Origin of the sequence: Nocardia albiluteola (assembly GCF_018860155.1) — a bacterium.
Taxonomy (GTDB): domain Bacteria; phylum Actinomycetota; class Actinomycetes; order Mycobacteriales; family Mycobacteriaceae; genus Nocardia; species Nocardia albiluteola.
This window is the reverse complement of the sequence record NZ_JAHKNI010000005.1, coordinates 489992-505961: the sequence shown is the minus strand read 5'-3', so window position 1 is coordinate 505961 and position 15970 is coordinate 489992. Positions and strand designations below refer to the sequence as shown.

The window sequence follows — 15970 nt, the reverse complement described above, 5'->3', positions numbered from 1 at the left end:
ACCGCTATGCCGCGGTTGCCCGCCCACCGTATGCGGCCAGGATCCGCCCCCGCTTGCGCGGGGCGATGTTGGCCCGGCTGACATCTCCCTCGTAGTGGGCCAGCACCCGATGATCCATCACGCGGCGCCATACCGACGGCACCAGGGCCAGCACGATCATGCTCGCGTAACCGGCGGGCAACTGCGGCGCCTCCTGCGTGCTACGCAGCGTCTGGTACCGGCGTCCCGGATTGGCGTGATGATCGCTGTGCCGTTGCAGATGGAACAGGAAGATGTTGGTGACCAGGCGGTCGCTGTTCCAGCTGTCCGCCGGCGAGCAGCGCGCCCAGGTTCCGTTGGGCCGCTTGCTCCGCAGCAGTCCGTAGTGCTCGACGTAGTTGACCGTCTCGAGCAGCCCGGCCCCGATCACCCCCTGCAGCAACAGGTACGGCAGCAGCGCCGGCCCGAACGCCACCACCAGCGCCAGATACAGCACCAGCGTCATCGACCAGGCCTGCAGGACGTTGTTCTGCGGGCTCCACCAGCTCAAACCCCTGCGGTGCAGGCGATCTCGCTCCAGCGTCACCGCCGAGCGGAATCCGCCGATCACGCTGCGCGGCAGGAATTCCCACAGCGACTCCCCCAGCCGGGCGCTGGCCGGATCCTCCGGCGTCGCCACCCGGGCGTGATGACCCTTGTTGTGCTCGACGTAGAAGTGGCCGTAACCCGACTGAGCCAGTGCGATCTTCGCGAGCCACCGCTCGGCCCGCTCCACTCGATGCCCCAGCTCGTGGGCGGCATTGATACCGATCCCGCTCACCAGGCCCAGCGTCGTGGCCAGCCCCAGCTTGTCGAGCACGCTGAGCTGATTCCCGGACCACATGTAGCCCGCGATCGCCAGACCGATCAGCTGGATCGGCAGGAAAATATATGTGCACCAGCGGTAATACCGGTCGTTCGACAGGAGCTCGTAGTCCTCGTCGCGCGGATTGGTGCCGTCCTCGCCCACCACCCAGTCCAGCACCGGAATCACGATGAGCACGATGATCGGGCCGACCCACCAGAACACCCGTAACCCGGTGTGCAGCACCAGCTGCGACGGCCAGAGCGCACAGCTGGGAGCCACCAACCCCAGCACCCATAGATACCGCTTGGGATCGGGCCTGCCCGAGCGATTGCCGACCGATTGCACGTTTGCCCCGCTAAATGATTCCGTGGAACTACTGCCCGTCAATAGTTGCAGACCATACGCCCGTTACAGGCGGCCGTCCTGCCCTCATCTGGGGACCGTTACATACGCTACGGTCCGCTTTTAAGCCATTACACATGTGCCTGCAAGTTCTGCATCCGGTGGGCAACCCGCAAGTTCCACCGTGACGCGGCGCGTCGTCCTCTCGTCGAGTCCTACCGGTCGGGGCCAGCTGCCCCGGAGCACACGCCGCGGGCATCGGCGCAATCGTTATACAACACAACACAATTCGGATACATTCGGGGCCGCCGTAACGGACCGGTCTGTTCATCTTCGCGCAACTGTGACATCAACTGTTCACCGCCGCCATATATACCTCACCTGCGGCCGGCCCGCCCGCCCGTAGTCGGTCCGGCGCTCGACGACCCCCTCGGCGGCCAGCTGCTCCAGGTACCGCCAGGCCGTGACCCGCGAAACACCCGCGGACCGGCCGGTCTCGGTGGCCGACAGCCCGCCGGGCGCCGCGCGCAGCACCCGGGAGATCTCCTCGAGGGTCTGCGGCGCAATGCCTTTGGGCGAGACCGCGCGGGGATCGGGGGTGCGCAGGGCGCTGAACGCCCGGTCGATGTCGTGCTGGGTCAGGCTCGAGGCCGCCGAATCCGGCAGCGCCGCCCGGAATTCCAGGTAGCGCTCGAGCTTGTCCCGAAAGGCCGCGAAGGGAAAGGGTTTGAGCAGGTAGAGCGCCACCCCGTGGGAAACCGCGGCACGGACCATGTCGAGGTCCCGGGCCGAGCTGATGGCGATGACGTCCGGCCGCGGGCGCAGGCGGGTCAGCGCCGCGGTCACCTCGAGCCCGCCGATGTCGGGCAGCCCGATGTCCATCAGGACCAGATCGATCGGCTCACGACTCCGTCGTTCGCCGGGGCGCGCTGGCCCATCGGTTCTCTCCGCGGCCCGGGTCGCCACCCGGATCGCCTCGCGGCCGGTGTGGACGACCCCGACGACCGCGAAGCCCGGCACGCGCTCCACATACGAGCGATGCGCCTGCGCGATGCGCGGCTCGTCCTCGACGATCAGCACGCGGATCGGCGGGGTCTGCGGGTTCATCGCGGAATCCTCACCACGACCGCCGATTCCGGCGTCCGCTCGGCCTCCAAGGTGCCGCCGTGCCGGGCCACCAGCCGCCACACCAATGCCAGCCCCAGCCCGTGGTGGTCGGATTTGGTGGAGTATCCGCGCTCCGTCGCGCGGGCGAACGCGTCGGCGGACATGCCCGGCCCGCTGTCGGCCACGCGCACCAGCAGGTCCGAATCCCCGGCGCGCACTGTGACTTCCACCCACGCGTCGGGCTGCCGGGCGACGGCGTCGAGGGCATTGTCGACGAGATTGCCTACCAGGGTGATTATTTCGTGCACGGTCAGCGGCGCCGCGGAATCGACGTGGGTGTCGTCCCCGACCGTCAGCTCGACCCCGCGCTCGATCGCCTGATCCACCTTGCCCAGCAACAGCGCCGCCAGCGCGGGCTCGTGCACCGCCGCGGTCAGCCGGTCGATGAGTGCCTGGGACAGTTGCAATTCCGCGGTCGCGAAGTCGACGGCCTCCCCGAACTGCCCCAGCTCCACCATCGTGATCACCGCGTGCAACCGGTTGGCCGACTCGTGCGACTGCGCGCGCAGCGATTCGGCCAGGCCGCGCGCGGAGTCCAATTCGCCCATGATGTCCCGCAATTCGGTGTGATCGCGCACGGTGAGTACAGTGCCGACCCACCCCGCCGACTTCGCGAGCTCCGTCCGCTTACCATCCCCGATGCCCCGCCGACGGCCGGACCAGGTGACGATGTCCTGGTTGACGACCAGCACGCGTTCGGGTGTCACGTGCATCTCGTCCCGCACGACCACGGACTCCAGCCGTCGCAGCGATACCGGCAGATCCGTGCGGCGCACCGGTCCGTCCGGCAGGTCCAGCAGGCGGCGGGCCTCGTCGTTCACCACCGCGGCCACCTCGGCGTCCCGGTCGAACACCACCAGGCCCTCGTGCACCGAATGCAGAACGGCGTCGTGATGCTCGTACAGGATGCGCAATTCCGCGGGGCCCAAGCCGTGCGTCTGGCGCAGCAGCCGTCTGCGGAACAGCAGCGCACCCAGCACCGCCAGCAGCAGGCCCGCCGCGGCCACGCCCAGGATCAGCGGCAGCTGCGCGAGCACCTCGTCGCCGATCCGCGCGCGGGTCACGCCCGCCGAGACCAGCGCGATGACGCGGCCCCCGTCGACGACGGGTGTCACCGCCCGGATGGAGGGGCCCAGCGTTCCGGTGTAGGTCTCGGTGAACGTCGCACCGGCCAGCGCGCGATCGATGGTGCCGCTGAACGGCTTTCCGATCTGTGTGACATCGGTGTGGGTGTAGCGGGTGCGGTCGGGCGCCATCACGACGATGAAGTCGACGCCGGTCCGCACCCGGATCCGCTCGGTCACCGGCTGCAGCAGCGCCGTCGGGTCCGGGGTCCGCACCGCCGCGATCGTGGAGGGCGCCTGCGCAACCGACACCGCGATGCCCACGACCCGCTGACGCGTCGCGTCGTCCTGTTCGCGGCGCACCTCCCACACCGCCAGTGCCGACCCGGCGGCGATGACGACGACCAGCACGACGAGCTGGACGAGGAAGACCTGACCGGCCAGGGTCATGCGCCGGTTCCACACACCCACCTCCCGTGAACGAAATGTACGCAATGGTGACCGTCGTCACGGTAGCCGTCAGGATGACTCTTCGAACGCGTGGCCCAGATCACGCGGGTACCGGAGGACTTGCCATGACAACCGCTGCACGATCGGGTCGCCGCGACCGTACCCACTGGCTCTATCTGGCCGTCATCGCGGCCGTCGTGGCCGGCGTCCTGGCCGGTTGGCTGGCTCCCGGATTCGGCAAGTCGGTGGGCCAGCTGGGCACCATGTTCGTCAGCCTCATCACCATGATGATCTCGCCGGTCATCTTCTGCACGATCGTGCTCGGCATCGGCTCGGTGCGCGCCGCGGCCCGCGTGGGCCGGATCGGCGGGCTCTCCATCGTCTACTTCATGGTCATGTCCACGGTGGCCCTGGCGATCGGGCTGCTGGTCGGCAATCTGGTGCATCCGGGCACCGGGCTGAACATTCACGCGCACGCCAAGGATGCCCTGGTCTACGCCAAGCAGGCCGCGGGCGGCGGTGGCACCTGGCACTTCCTGGAGAGCATCGTCCCGACCTCGCTGCTGTCCTCGCTGACCGCGGGCAGCGTGCTGCAGACGCTGTTCGTCGCGCTGCTGGCCGGATTCGCGATCCAGGCGATGGGCAAGTCCGGCGAGCCGATCCTGCGCGGCGTCGGATTGGTGCAGAAGCTGGTGTTCAAGATCCTGAGCATGATTCTCTGGGTCGCCCCGATCGGCGCGTTCGGCGCGATCGCGAACGTGGTGGCCAGTACCGGCCTGGATGCGGTGAAGCAGCTCGCGACGCTGATGCTCGCGTTCTACCTCACGTGCCTGGTCTTCGTCTTCGGCGTGCTGGGCGCACTGATGAGGGTTGCGTCCGGCGCGTCGATCTTCAAGCTGGTGCGGTACCTGGCCCGCGAGTATCTGCTGATCTTCTCGACGTCCTCTTCCGAATCGGCGCTGCCGCGGCTGATCGCCAAGATGGAGCACCTGGGCGTCGAGCGTTCGACGGTGGGAATCGTTGTGCCGACCGGATATTCGTTCAATCTGGACGGCACCGCGATCTACCTGACGATGTCCTCGCTGTTCATCGCCGATGCGATGGGCAAGCCGATGGCGCTGGGCGAGCAGATCGGCCTGCTGGTCTTCATGGTCATCGCCTCCAAGGGCGCGGCCGGGGTGACCGGCGCGGGCCTGGCGACGCTGGCGGGCGGTCTGCAGAGCCATCGCCCGGACCTGCTCGGCGGCGTCGGACTGATCGTGGGCATCGACCGGTTCATGTCCGAGGCCCGCGCGATCACGAACTTCTCCGGCAACGCCGTGGCCACGGTCCTGGTCGGCACCTGGACGCGGACCATCGATCCCGACAGGGTGCGCCGGGTGCTCGATCGCGAACTGCCCTTCGACGAATCGATGGTGCAGGAGCACGATGCTCCCGAAATGCCCGCTCCCGTCGAGGAAAAGGACCTGGTCACGGCCTGAACCCGCCGTGTTCCCGGTGCGCCGGCGCCCTCCGCTCCCCAGCGTGAGGGCGTCGGCGTTTCCGTTTTTCCGCGATTGCTCGCGATGCCCGAGACTGCCGTAAACGACACGCCAATGGATCTATAGCAGTACATTCGGCAGTTCGACCTACGGTTGCTACGGGGTGACTACACAGCAGGAGGGTGAGCGAGTGACCGATACGACCGCGGCGAAGCTGGCGCTGCTGTACCGAAATCTGGAAGCGGCAAAGGAACCCGCCGGGCCCGCCGCCGTGGCGAAGCGGGCACGCAAGGGCATCGCCGGCCCGCGCGAGCGCATCGACATGCTGCTCGATGCCGGGAGTTTCGTCGAGATCGGCGCCCTGGCAAGGCAACCCGGGCAGCCCGACGCGCTGTTCGGCGACGGGGTGGTCACCGGGCGCGGCACCGTCGAGGGCCGCCCGGTGGTCGTCATCGCGCACGATCAGACGGTGTTCGGCGGCTCGGTCGGCGAGATGTTCGGCCGAAAGGTCGCCAAGGCAATGGATTTCGCCGCCGACACCGGATGCCCGTTCATCGCGATCAACGACTCCGGCGGCGCGCGCGTGCAGGACGCGGTGACGTCGCTGGCCTGGTACGCGGCGATGTGCCGTCGGCAGCTCCGGCTCTCCGGCGTGGTGCCGCAGATTTCGGTGATGCTTGGCAAATGTGCTGCGGGAGCCGTGTATTCACCGATCAACACCGACGTGCTCGTCGCCACGAAATCGGCGTACATGTTCGTCACGGGGCCCGAGGTGATCCGCGAGGTCACCGGCGAGGAGGTCAGCCTCGAGGAACTCGGCAGCGCCCAGGCCCAGGCCGACAACGGCAACATCCACCACGTGGCCGCGGACGAACGCGCCGCATTGGACTGGGTCCGTTCGTATCTCGGCTTCATGCCGTCGAGCTGCTTCGATAGCCCGCCGGTCGTCAATCCCGGAATCGAACCCGAGGTCACCGAGTCGGATCGGGAGCTGAACGCCGTCATCCCGGACTCCGACCGCGCCGGCTACGACATGCACGACATCCTGCTGCGCATCTTCGACGACGGCGACTTCCACGAGGTCGGCGACGCCTCGGCACTCAACATCATCACCGGATTCGCCCGCGTGGACGGCCGTCCCGTCGGCGTCGTCGCCAATCAGCCCCTGGTGTCCAGCGGGGCCATCGACGCGCGCTGCTCGGACAAGGCCGCCCACTTCATCCGGCTCTGCGACGCGTTCAGCCTCCCCCTGGTCTTCGTCGTCGACACCCCGGGCGTACTGCCCGGCGTGGACGAGGAGCGGATGGGCGTCATCAAGCGCGGCGGTCGTTTCTTCTATGCCGTGGTCGAGGCGAGTGTCCCGATCGTCTCGGTGATCGTGCGCAAGGCCTACGGCGGCGGCTACGCCGTCATGGGGTGCAAACAGCTCGGCGCGGATATCAACCTGGCGTGGCCCACCGCCCGCATCGCGGTCATGGGCGCCGAGGCCGCGGTCCGGCTCATCGGGCGCCAGCAGCTGGCCGCGGCCTCCGAGGAAGACCGGCCCGCGCTGCGCGAGCAGCTCATCGACTTCTACAACACCGCCGTGGCCACCCCGTGGATCGCGGCCGAGCGTGGATACATCGATGCGGTGATCGAACCGGCGCACACCCGGCTGGAGATCCGCAAGGCGCTGCAATTGCTGCGCGACAAGACCGTTCAGGCCGGGCCGCGCAAGCACCATCTGCTCCCGCTCTGACCCGCGCCGACCCCGCGGTCCGCGGGGTTCACCGGATCAGCACGTCGGCATCGTCCGGCAGCCCGTCCACCGGCCACCAGCGCAGATCGGTGGATTCCGAACTGCGCACCGGCACAGCACCTTCCGGTGCCGTGATCCTGAACAGCAGATCCAGGTGCCGGGTCGGGCGACCCAGGGAGCACGTGATCGGATGGGCCTGGGCGCCGTACAGCCCCGGTTCGAGTGTCAGGCCGGCGATGCCCGACTCCTCGGTGGCCTCCCGCAGGGCCGCGGCCTGCACCGAGTCGTCGGATTCCTCGCAGTGGCCGCCGAGCTGGATCCAGCGGCCCACGCGCGGATGCAGGGTCAGCAGCACCTCGCCCTGATCGTGCGAGAAAACGACCGCCGAGGCCGTGATGTGGCCGGGCGCGTGCTCGCGCAGGCAGCCGCGCGGCGCCGAGCCCAGGAAGGCCAGCATCGCCTCGCGCACCGATTGCTCCGGACTGGTTGCCGGAGACCACCTTTCGAGCAGTTCGGTTGCCGACGCATGCAATGAGCCCGCGCTCATCCGTTTCCTTCCATTCGGCCGATCTCCCGGGCGGCAGATCGATTCGAGCACACCCGGCGAACCGGGCCGGGCGCGCTCGCATCCGCCGCGCACCCGGACCACTCACCTACAGTTCCAGCAATCCGTCCCCGGAATCGCGCAGCGCGCGCGGGGACAACTCCTCGGTCGGGTACCCGACGGCGATGGCACCCAGCGGATTCCAGTCCGCGGCCAGCCCCAGCACTTCGCGAGTGAGCTCCGGGGCGAAGATCGTCGATCCGATCCAGCAGCTGCCCACGCCCTCGGTCGCCAGCGCGACCAGCAGGCCCTGCACCGCCGCGCCGACCGCGACGGTGAACATGGTCGACTCGGCGGCGCGGCGGCGCTCGTCCGGATAGTCGTGCGCACCGTCGGGCACGCAGATCGGGATGATCACCTCCGGGGCGCCCACGAGAATCTGCCCACGCGCCACGCGGCGCTCCACCCGTTCGGCGGCCCAGCCGTCGGCGGACAGGTCCGCGCGCCACTTCTCGGCCATCGCCGTCAGCCACCGCGCGCGCAGTTCCCGGTCCCGCACCCACACGAACCGGACGGGCCGGGTGTGATGCGGCGCCGGTGCGGTCAGCGCCGCGGCCACCGCGGACCGGATCACCTCGGGTTCCACTGGCGTATCGGCGAATTGGCGTACCGAGCGGCGCAGCAGCAGCGCCTCGCGGCGCCCCTTGTCGATGGCCTCGGCGGTGCCGAGCCAGAACAGGTCGTCCTCGCCGCCGCGCACCAGATCCGCCGCACGGGAGCCGTCGTCGTGCGGGCTCAGCCCGCGCACCACCGCCACCGGGACACCGCCGAGCTTGCCCTTGGCCAGATCCGCGGCCGCGGCCAGCTCGTCGGCGACCGCGACCTGGGTCACGTGCAACTCGTTGCCCTGGCCGTCGACCGCGCCCGCGTAGTCGTGCAGCACCCGCAGCCCGGCCGCGCCGATCGCGGCGTCGGTCTGCCCTGTGCGCCACGCGCGGCCCATGGTGTCGGTGATGACAACCGCGACCCGGACCCCCAGCCGCTGCGCCAGCGCGGACCGCAGGGTCTGTGCGCTGCCGTCCGGATCGGACGGCAGCAGGACCAGCTCGCCCTGGTCGACATTGGAGCCGTCGACACCGGAGGCGGCCTGCACGATGCCCAGCTTGTTCTCGGTGATCAGGGTGCGGCCCTTCTGGGCGAGCACCCGCACCGCCTCGGAGCGCACCAGCTCCCGGCGCACCTCGTCGCGCTCCTCGGGATCCGCGGGCGCGGCCACGATGCGCCCCTCGGCCTTGGCGACGATCTTGCTGGTGACCACGAGGATGTCGCCGTCGGCGAGCCACGGGGCCTGCGCCGCAATGTGTTCGGCGACATCGTCGCCCGGACGGAACTCCGGCAGGCCCGGCACCGGAATGATGCGGAGATCGCCGCCGGGCGCGTGATCGCCGGACTCGGGCAGGATCGAATTCACGACTGCACCTCGCTGGCGCTCGGCTCCGTCGTGCCTTCGGCATGCTGGCACATTGGTTCGCTCCGCTGCGCTCCGCTCACGGCTTCACCCCCGCGATATCAAGCGCCTCGCGCACCATCTCCGCGGTGGCGGCCGGGTCGCTCATGAGCAGCGGCACGCTGCGCACCTCCACGCCCGGCACCTGCGCGGTGTCGGTGGAATGGACGAGCCAGCCGTCCAGGATGCCGGTGTCCGAGCGCGCGCCGAAATGCCGGCCGATGGCCTCGGCCGAGGTCTCCACCCCGAGCACCGAGAGACATTCGTCGGCCATGCCGCGCAGCGCCTTTCCGTCGATCACCGGCGACAGCCCGACGACGCTCGCCGATGTGGTGCGCAGCGCACCGCGGATTCCGGGCACCGCCAGGATCGCGCCGATGCTCACCACGGGGTTCGACGGCGCCAGCAGGACCGCGTCAGCGCTCTCTATGATTTCGGTCACACCGGGGGCAGGCTTGGCCTGATCCGCCCCGATTGTGACGAATCCATGGGTCTCAACGGTCGCACGGTACCTGACCCACCACTCCTGAAAATGAATCGCGCGACGTTCGCCAGGGTTGTCCGGTTCGCTGATCACGACGTGTGTTTCGCACCTGTCGTCGGTTGCTGGAAGCAGTTTCACACCCGGTTGCCAGCGGTTGCACAGGGCCTCGGTCACCGCCGAGAGCGGGTAACCCGCACGCAGCATTTCACTGCGCACCAGATGGGTGGCGATATCTCGATCGCCGAGACCGAACCAATCGGGCTGCGCGTGATATTTCGCCAGTTCCTCCTTGGCGTGCCAGGTTTCCCCCTGCCGGCCCCAACCGCGCTCGGTATCGATGCCCCCACCGAGGGTGTACATGCAGGTGTCGAGATCGGGGCAGATTCGCAGACCGTGCATCCAGACGTCGTCGCCGACGTTCACGATCGCCGAAATATTCGCTTCGGGCAGCAGTTCGCGCACGCCCTGCAGGAACCGTGCGCCACCGACTCCGCCGACCAACACCGCAATGCTGGGCTGTGCCCCCGCCTCGCCCGTATCGGTCGCGATGTCCGCTTGTTCTCCAGTCACATCCGCATAGCCTATGCGTTGATCTGAAGATCACGCTTCGGGGCATATTTGCTGGTCATTTGCTACTCGGAGGTTACCGAACGGCCTCGAGGATAGCGGTGGATAGTAACGGAATTGTGTCAGCAGCTTGACCATCACGGCGTCCGGCGTGTCTAATCACAGGCATGTCATTTCAGGTGTGCGCGAGAGTGCAAGGCGCAGACCAGATTTCGAACAGATGTTCGAACGAGAATGACGAGCTCGGGGATGTCCGCGGGACAACGTCGCGGTGTTGGGCCGTCGGTTTGCAGATCGGGTCCGACGGATAAATCTTTCTGCGCTAACACACAGTGAGGAGGCGGAGCGATGGCCGAGGAGCTGGCCCCGTCGGGCATTCCGGGTGGTGTATCGCAAACCGATTCCATGGCAGGCGCAGCACCTGGCGTCTACATGGACAGCTGGATCGACGAAGAAGGAGAGGGGGGAACCATGGCGATGGGGGCCGCACCACGGCAGGGAGGACAGTGGGCAGCCAACCAGCGCAAGCCTGAGCCGCCGAAGTTGAGTCTCATCGTCACGGACTTCGATGCCATGTTCGACACCATCGAAGAGCAGTGGCAGGAACGGGCCCTGTGCGCCCAGACGGATCCGGAGGCGTTCTTCCCCGAGAAGGGCGGTTCCACGCGCGAGGCGAAGCGGATCTGCCTGGGCTGCGAGGTACGGGACGAGTGCCTGGAATACGCACTCGCACACGACGAGCGCTTCGGCATCTGGGGTGGCCTCTCCGAGCGGGAGCGCCGCCGCCTCAAGCGCGGCATCGGTTAGCCGGGAGCCCGGGGGGTCCACCACCCCTGCGGCTCCCGTTTCACATTCATTCCTCGGGATCGATGACGTCCGGCTCGACACCGAGATACGTCGCGATCTGCTGAACGAGCACCTCGCGCAGCAGATCCACCAGATCGTCCGGATCGTTCGCACGCAGCTCCAGCGGCTTGCGGAACAACACCACGCGGGCGCGCGTCGCCGCCCCGCGCGCATCGACGCCCGCCGGGACCAGCCGGGACAGCGGCACCGGCCCATCGGCCACCACCTCGTCCGGCCAGGTCACCGAATCCGGGTGCAGCGGACGGATTTTCGGCACATCGTCGACCGCGATATCGAGCTTGGTGAGGCGGTCGTGCCAGCGGCTGTCCAGCGGTGCGAACGCCTCGAGAACCAGCCGGTCGAACTGCTGGCCCCGGGTGCGCCAAGCCGGCACCGTCGGCGGCAGCATCGGGCCGCGCAGGCCCCGCCCGCGACGGATCACCGAGCGTGCCGTCGGCGGCCGGCGCTTGCGTGAACGGGTCATAACCACGACAGTAGTCACCCCGTCCCGGCCGGTGCAGCCGAGGTTGAAGGCCGCAAACTGGCCCCGTGATTCGTGCGTGTCTTCGCGGCGCGCGGGCGCGCGGAGGGTTACTCTCCTTTGCGTGATTCCCATGCGTCGTTGCTGCCGACCAGGCTGCAAGAACCCGGCCGTTGCGACGCTGACCTACGTCTACTCCGACTCCATGGCCGTCGTCGGCCCGCTGGTCACCGTCGCCGAGCCGCACTCCTGGGATCTGTGCGAGACCCACGCCTCCCGCATCACCGCCCCCAAGGGCTGGGAGATGGTCCGGCACGAGGGCGGATTCTCCTCCAGCACCCCCGACGACGACGATCTGACCGCGCTGGCCGAGGCCGTGCGCGAGGCCGGAATGCGCCGCCGCGCACCGGAACCCGAGCAGCGCAGATACCAGGACTACCAGCCCGCACCGCAGCGCCCGGCACGTCCGGCGCGCACCGGGCGACGCGGGCACCTGCGCGTCCTCCCCGATCCGCCGAACTGAGTGCGGCACTACTAGGGTGTTGGGCATGACAGTCGCCCGGTCTGCCGAATCCGTTCAAGCAGTTGTCAAGGCATATGACGTACGGGGAGTGGTCGGAGAGCAGATCGACGACGGTTTCGTGCGCGATGTGGGTGCGGCGTTCGCTCGCCTGATGCGCGGTGAGAACGCGACCCAGGTGGTCATCGGCCACGATATGCGCGACTCCTCCCCCACCCTGGCCGCCGCCTTCGCCGCCGGCGTGCGGGCGCAGGGCCTGGACGTGGTGCATATCGGCCTGGCTTCCACCGACGAGCTGTACTTCGCCTCCGGCCGTCTCGGCTGCCCCGGCGCGATGTTCACCGCCAGCCACAACCCGGCCCGCTACAACGGCATCAAGCTGTGCCGGGCCAACGCGCTGCCGGTCGGGCAGGACACCGGCCTGGCCACCATCTCCCGCGAACTCATCGAGGGCGTGCCGGCGTACGACGGCACCCCGGGCGCCGAGAGCACCCGGGACCTGCTCGAGCCCTACGCCGAATTCCTGCGCGGGCTGGTCGATCTGGGCTCGGTGCGCCCGCTGAAGGTCGCGGTCGACGCGGGCAACGGCATGGGCGGCCACACGGTGCCCGCGGTGCTGGGAGCGGTCGGCGCGCTCACCATCGAGCCGCTGTACTTCGAACTCGACGGCTCGTTCCCCAATCACGAGGCCAATCCGCTGGATCCGAAGAATCTGGTGGACCTGCAGAAGTTCGTCCGCAGCACCGGCGCCGACATCGGCCTGGCCTTCGACGGCGACGCCGATCGCTGCTTCGTCGTGGACGAGCGCGGCGAGCCCGTCTCGCCCTCCGCGATCACCGCCCTGGTGGCCGAGCGCGAGCTGGCCAAGGAGCCGGGCGCGACGATCATCCACAACCTGATCACCTCGCGCGCGGTGCCGGAACTCGTGACCGAACTCGGCGGCACCCCGATCCGCACCCGGGTGGGCCACTCGTTCATCAAGCAGGAGATGGCGGCCACCGGCGCAATCTTCGGCGGCGAGCACTCCGCGCACTATTACTTCCGCGACTTCTGGGGCGCCGATTCGGGCATGCTCGCGGCCCTGCACGTGCTGGCGGCGCTCGGCGAGAAGGATCGCCCGCTCTCGGAGCTCGCCTCGGCGTATGAAACGTATGCGGCCTCCGGAGAGATCAATTCCACAGTGGCCGACGCGAAGGAGCGGACGATGGCCGTGCTGGAGGCGTTCCGGGACCGGGCCGTTTCGGTGGACCGGCTGGACGGTGTGACGGTGCACCTGCCCGAGGAGGCATGGTTCAATCTGCGCGCCTCCAACACCGAACCGCTGCTGCGCCTGAACGTCGAGGCCCGATCGTCCGAGGAAGTAGACGCACTCGTAACCGAGATCCTGGGCATCGTGCGCGGCTGACTGGAATAGTGGAATCACAGGGTGTGTATTCGCCCGGAACGGACAGGTTTCCCGGCCTGGTGACTCGATGAGGGGAGGTGGCAACGCCCGATGATCGCAGGGACACCCGTACTCGACCTCGATGACGTCGCCTCGCTGGAGGCCGCCGACTCCGGAGGGAATTTGCGTTCGGCCGCATCCGGCGGCGCGCAGGTGCGCGCCACGGCGGCGGCCGTGAGTGAGGACGTGCTGGGGCGGCTGCGCGACATGCGGCCACGCAGCCTGGTCGTCGTCACCGGCGCGGGCCGAGCCGCCCGCGCGGCCGCCGTGCTCCTGGCCTGCCTGGGCGACCGGGCCGGTCTGCCGATCGTGCCCGTCTCGGCCCTGCCGCAGTGGGTGGGCCCGCTCGATGTGGTGCTGGTCGCCGCCGACGACTCGGGCGATCCGCGCATCGTCGAAGCGGTGGATCGCGCGCTGCGCCGCAGCGCCGAGGTGGTCGTGGCCGCCCCCGAGGAGGGCCCGCTGCGCACCGCCGCCGCCGGCAGCGCGGTGCTGCTCCCACCGCGGGTGCGGGTGCTCGACCACAACCGCGTGCTGCGCTATCTCGCCGTCGGCATCGCCGTGCTGCAGGTGGTGGATCCGGCGCACATCGGTCCGCTGACGCCCGAGCTGAACGCGCTGGCCGATGCGCTCGATGCCGAGGCGCTGAGCGACGGCCCCACCAACGAGGTCTTCCACAATCCGGCCAAACTCCTGGCCGCGCGCATGCAGCAGCGCCGCATCGTGCTCGCCGGCGACTCGGCCGGGGCGAACCAGGTGGCGCTGCACGGTGCCGAGGTGCTGCTGGCCACGGCCGGGCAGATCGCCGCGGCCGCCGATCTGGCCGAGGTCGCCGCCGCCCACACCCGCATCTCCGCGGCCGCCGGTGCGGCCGCGCCCGGTTTCGATCCGCTCTTCCATGACGAGCAGCTCGACGGCCCGGCGCCGGTGCAGCGGGTGGGCCTGTTCGTGGTGAGCGGCGACCCGGATCAGGTCGCTGCCCGCCGCCGGCTGGCCCTGTTCGGCAATGGATCCGGACTGATCGATGCCGAACTGGTGAATCTCGAGGCAGAGGCGGGCAGTGAGCTGGAAAAGCTGGCGGTGCTGATGCTGCGCCTCGAGATGGCCGCGGCCTATCTGCGTCTGCTCGGCGGTCCCGCGGCCGCCACCGGCGGTCCTGCCCACTACGACAGGGGCAATTTCTAGTGCACGAACTCGTTGGCGCGTTGCGTTCCTATGCCTGGGGTTCGCGCACCGCGCTCGCTCAGCTGTGCGGGCGGGAGGTGCCCTCGGCGCATCCGGAGGCCGAGCTGTGGTTCGGCGCCCATCCCGCCGATCCGGCCAAGGTGCGCGTCGACGGGCGCTTCGAGTCGCTGCTCGAATGGGTCGCCGAGGATCCGCAGCGGGAATTGGGCGCTGTCGCACCGGAATTCGGCGGCCGGCTGCCGTTCCTGATGAAGATCCTGGCCGCGGAGGAACCCCTGTCGCTGCAGGCGCACCCCAGCGCCGATCAGGCACGGGCGGGATTCGCGCGGGAGAACAAGCACCAGGTGCCGCTGGATTCGCCGATGCGCAACTACCGCGACGACAGCCACAAGCCCGAACTCGTGGTGGCGCTCGAGCGGTTCGAGGCGCTGGCCGGGTTCCGCGATCCGCACCGCTCGGTCGCGTTGCTGCGCGCGCTGGCCGTGCCGGAATTGGCGTCCTACGCCGAACTGCTGGCCGCACAACCGGATTCCTCCGGGCTGCGCACCCTGTTCACCACCTGGATCACGCTGCCACAGGCGATGGTGGCCACGCTGCTGCCCAAGGTGCTCGACGGCTGCGTCCGGTATCTGTCGGACAGTCACACCGAATTCCTGCCCGAGGTACGCACCGTCCTCGAGCTCGCCGAGGCCTATCCCGGCGACGCCGGCGTGCTGGCGGCGCTGCTGCTCAACCGGATCACCCTCGACCCCGGACAGGGTCTGTTCCTCGCGGCCGGGAACCTGCACGCCTATCTGAGCGGGATGGGCGTGGAGATCATGGCCAATTCCGACAATGTGCTGCGCGGCGGCCTGACCCCCAAGCACGTCGACGTGCCCGAGCTGCTGCGGGTGCTGGACTTCGAACCGCTCGAGGTGCCCGTCGTGGCGCCCGAACCGGTCGGCGATCATTCGTACCGGTATCGCACGCCCGCACCGGAATTCGCGCTGCGGCGTTTCGAACTCGAGGCCGGGGCCGAGCCGGTGCCGATTCCGCGCACCGGGCCGGGCATCCTGCTGTGCACGGCGGGAACGGTACGCCTGCTGCAGGGCCGCGACGAGCTGCTGATCACCCCCGGCGGAGCGGCGTGGATTTCCGCCGCGGACACCAATATCCGGGCGCAGGCGGCGGAGGGACCCGCCCAGGTGTTCTGCGCGTGTGTGGGCGGAGAGTAGGGACCGCGCTCACCCTGCGACCCGTGGACAGGTAGATTAACGGACAAATCGGACATGCGGTGCGCGCGGAGCCGCTGAGCCGGACGGGTGTGACGGCGAAAGGGCTTGGG

The 15970-nt window shown here is 69.0% G+C and carries 14 protein-coding genes; 7 read left to right on the top strand and 7 right to left on the bottom strand.

Annotated elements, in window-relative coordinates; all coding sequences use genetic code 11:
* Positions 1-4 precede the first annotated feature (4 nt).
* The 3 genes from KO481_RS18175 to KO481_RS18165 all read right to left on the bottom strand — a co-directional run bounded on the left by KO481_RS18175 (position 5) and on the right by KO481_RS18165 (position 3849).
* A complete protein-coding gene (locus KO481_RS18175) occupies positions 5-1171 on the bottom strand; it encodes an alkane 1-monooxygenase (RefSeq protein WP_215918329.1) in 1167 nt (388 codons plus the stop codon).
* A gap of 354 nt (positions 1172-1525) precedes the next feature.
* Entirely contained in the window at positions 1526-2275 is a 750-nt protein-coding gene (locus KO481_RS18170) for a response regulator (protein ID WP_215918328.1), read from the bottom strand.
* Positions 2272-3849 carry a sensor histidine kinase gene (locus tag KO481_RS18165; protein WP_215918455.1) on the bottom strand — a complete coding sequence of 526 codons (1578 nt, stop codon included), beginning with the start codon at positions 3847-3849 and terminating at the stop codon, positions 2272-2274. The genes KO481_RS18170 and KO481_RS18165 overlap by 4 nt, the downstream gene beginning before the upstream one ends.
* Positions 3850-3974: 125 nt before the next feature.
* On the opposite strand from KO481_RS18165, the gene KO481_RS18160 reads away from it, so the two are divergent.
* Both KO481_RS18160 and KO481_RS18155 read left to right on the top strand, forming a co-directional pair.
* Complete coding sequence (locus KO481_RS18160) at positions 3975-5330, top strand: cation:dicarboxylate symporter family transporter (RefSeq protein WP_215918327.1); 1356 nt, start codon at positions 3975-3977, stop codon at positions 5328-5330.
* A gap of 190 nt (positions 5331-5520) precedes the next feature.
* A complete protein-coding gene (locus KO481_RS18155; RefSeq protein WP_215918326.1) occupies positions 5521-7068 on the top strand; it encodes an acyl-CoA carboxylase subunit beta in 1548 nt (515 codons plus the stop codon).
* A 28-nt stretch (positions 7069-7096) separates the two neighbouring features.
* On the opposite strand, the gene KO481_RS18150 is transcribed toward KO481_RS18155, so the two are convergent.
* From KO481_RS18150 to cofD, 3 genes are all read right to left on the bottom strand, one after another.
* Positions 7097-7615 (bottom strand): NUDIX hydrolase, encoded by a 519-nt coding sequence (locus KO481_RS18150; protein WP_215918325.1) that lies wholly within the window; start codon positions 7613-7615, stop codon positions 7097-7099.
* Between the two features lie 106 nt (positions 7616-7721).
* Positions 7722-9074 carry a coenzyme F420-0:L-glutamate ligase gene (locus tag KO481_RS18145; RefSeq protein WP_372452075.1) on the bottom strand — a complete coding sequence of 451 codons (1353 nt, stop codon included), beginning with the start codon at positions 9072-9074 and terminating at the stop codon, positions 7722-7724.
* 85 nt (positions 9075-9159) lie between these two features.
* On the bottom strand, positions 9160-10173 hold the full coding sequence (gene cofD / locus KO481_RS18140) for a 2-phospho-L-lactate transferase (RefSeq protein ID WP_308166662.1): 1014 nt from the start codon (positions 10171-10173) through the stop codon (positions 9160-9162).
* A 570-nt stretch (positions 10174-10743) separates the two neighbouring features.
* Here cofD and KO481_RS18135 point away from each other — a divergent pair.
* On the top strand, positions 10744-10977 hold the full coding sequence (locus KO481_RS18135) for a WhiB family transcriptional regulator (RefSeq protein WP_153410847.1): 234 nt from the start codon (positions 10744-10746) through the stop codon (positions 10975-10977).
* Positions 10978-11023: 46 nt separating this feature from the next.
* Here the strand turns inward: KO481_RS18135 and KO481_RS18130 are convergent, their stop codons facing one another.
* Positions 11024-11500, bottom strand: a complete 477-nt coding sequence (locus tag KO481_RS18130) for a metallopeptidase family protein (RefSeq protein WP_215918323.1) — start codon at positions 11498-11500, stop codon at positions 11024-11026.
* Between the two features lie 130 nt (positions 11501-11630).
* Here KO481_RS18130 and KO481_RS18125 point away from each other — a divergent pair, with 130 nt between their 5' ends.
* The 4 genes from KO481_RS18125 to manA all read left to right on the top strand — a co-directional run bounded on the left by KO481_RS18125 (position 11631) and on the right by manA (position 15860).
* On the top strand, positions 11631-12020 hold the full coding sequence (locus KO481_RS18125; protein WP_215918453.1) for a DUF3499 domain-containing protein: 390 nt from the start codon (positions 11631-11633) through the stop codon (positions 12018-12020).
* A gap of 25 nt (positions 12021-12045) precedes the next feature.
* Complete coding sequence (locus KO481_RS18120) at positions 12046-13422, top strand: phosphomannomutase/phosphoglucomutase (protein ID WP_215918322.1); 1377 nt, start codon at positions 12046-12048, stop codon at positions 13420-13422.
* Between the two features lie 90 nt (positions 13423-13512).
* A complete protein-coding gene (locus KO481_RS18115; protein ID WP_215918321.1) occupies positions 13513-14646 on the top strand; it encodes an SIS domain-containing protein in 1134 nt (377 codons plus the stop codon).
* A complete protein-coding gene (gene manA, locus KO481_RS18110; protein WP_215918320.1) occupies positions 14646-15860 on the top strand; it encodes a mannose-6-phosphate isomerase, class I in 1215 nt (404 codons plus the stop codon). The genes KO481_RS18115 and manA overlap by 1 nt, the downstream gene beginning before the upstream one ends.
* Positions 15861-15970 lie beyond the last annotated feature (110 nt).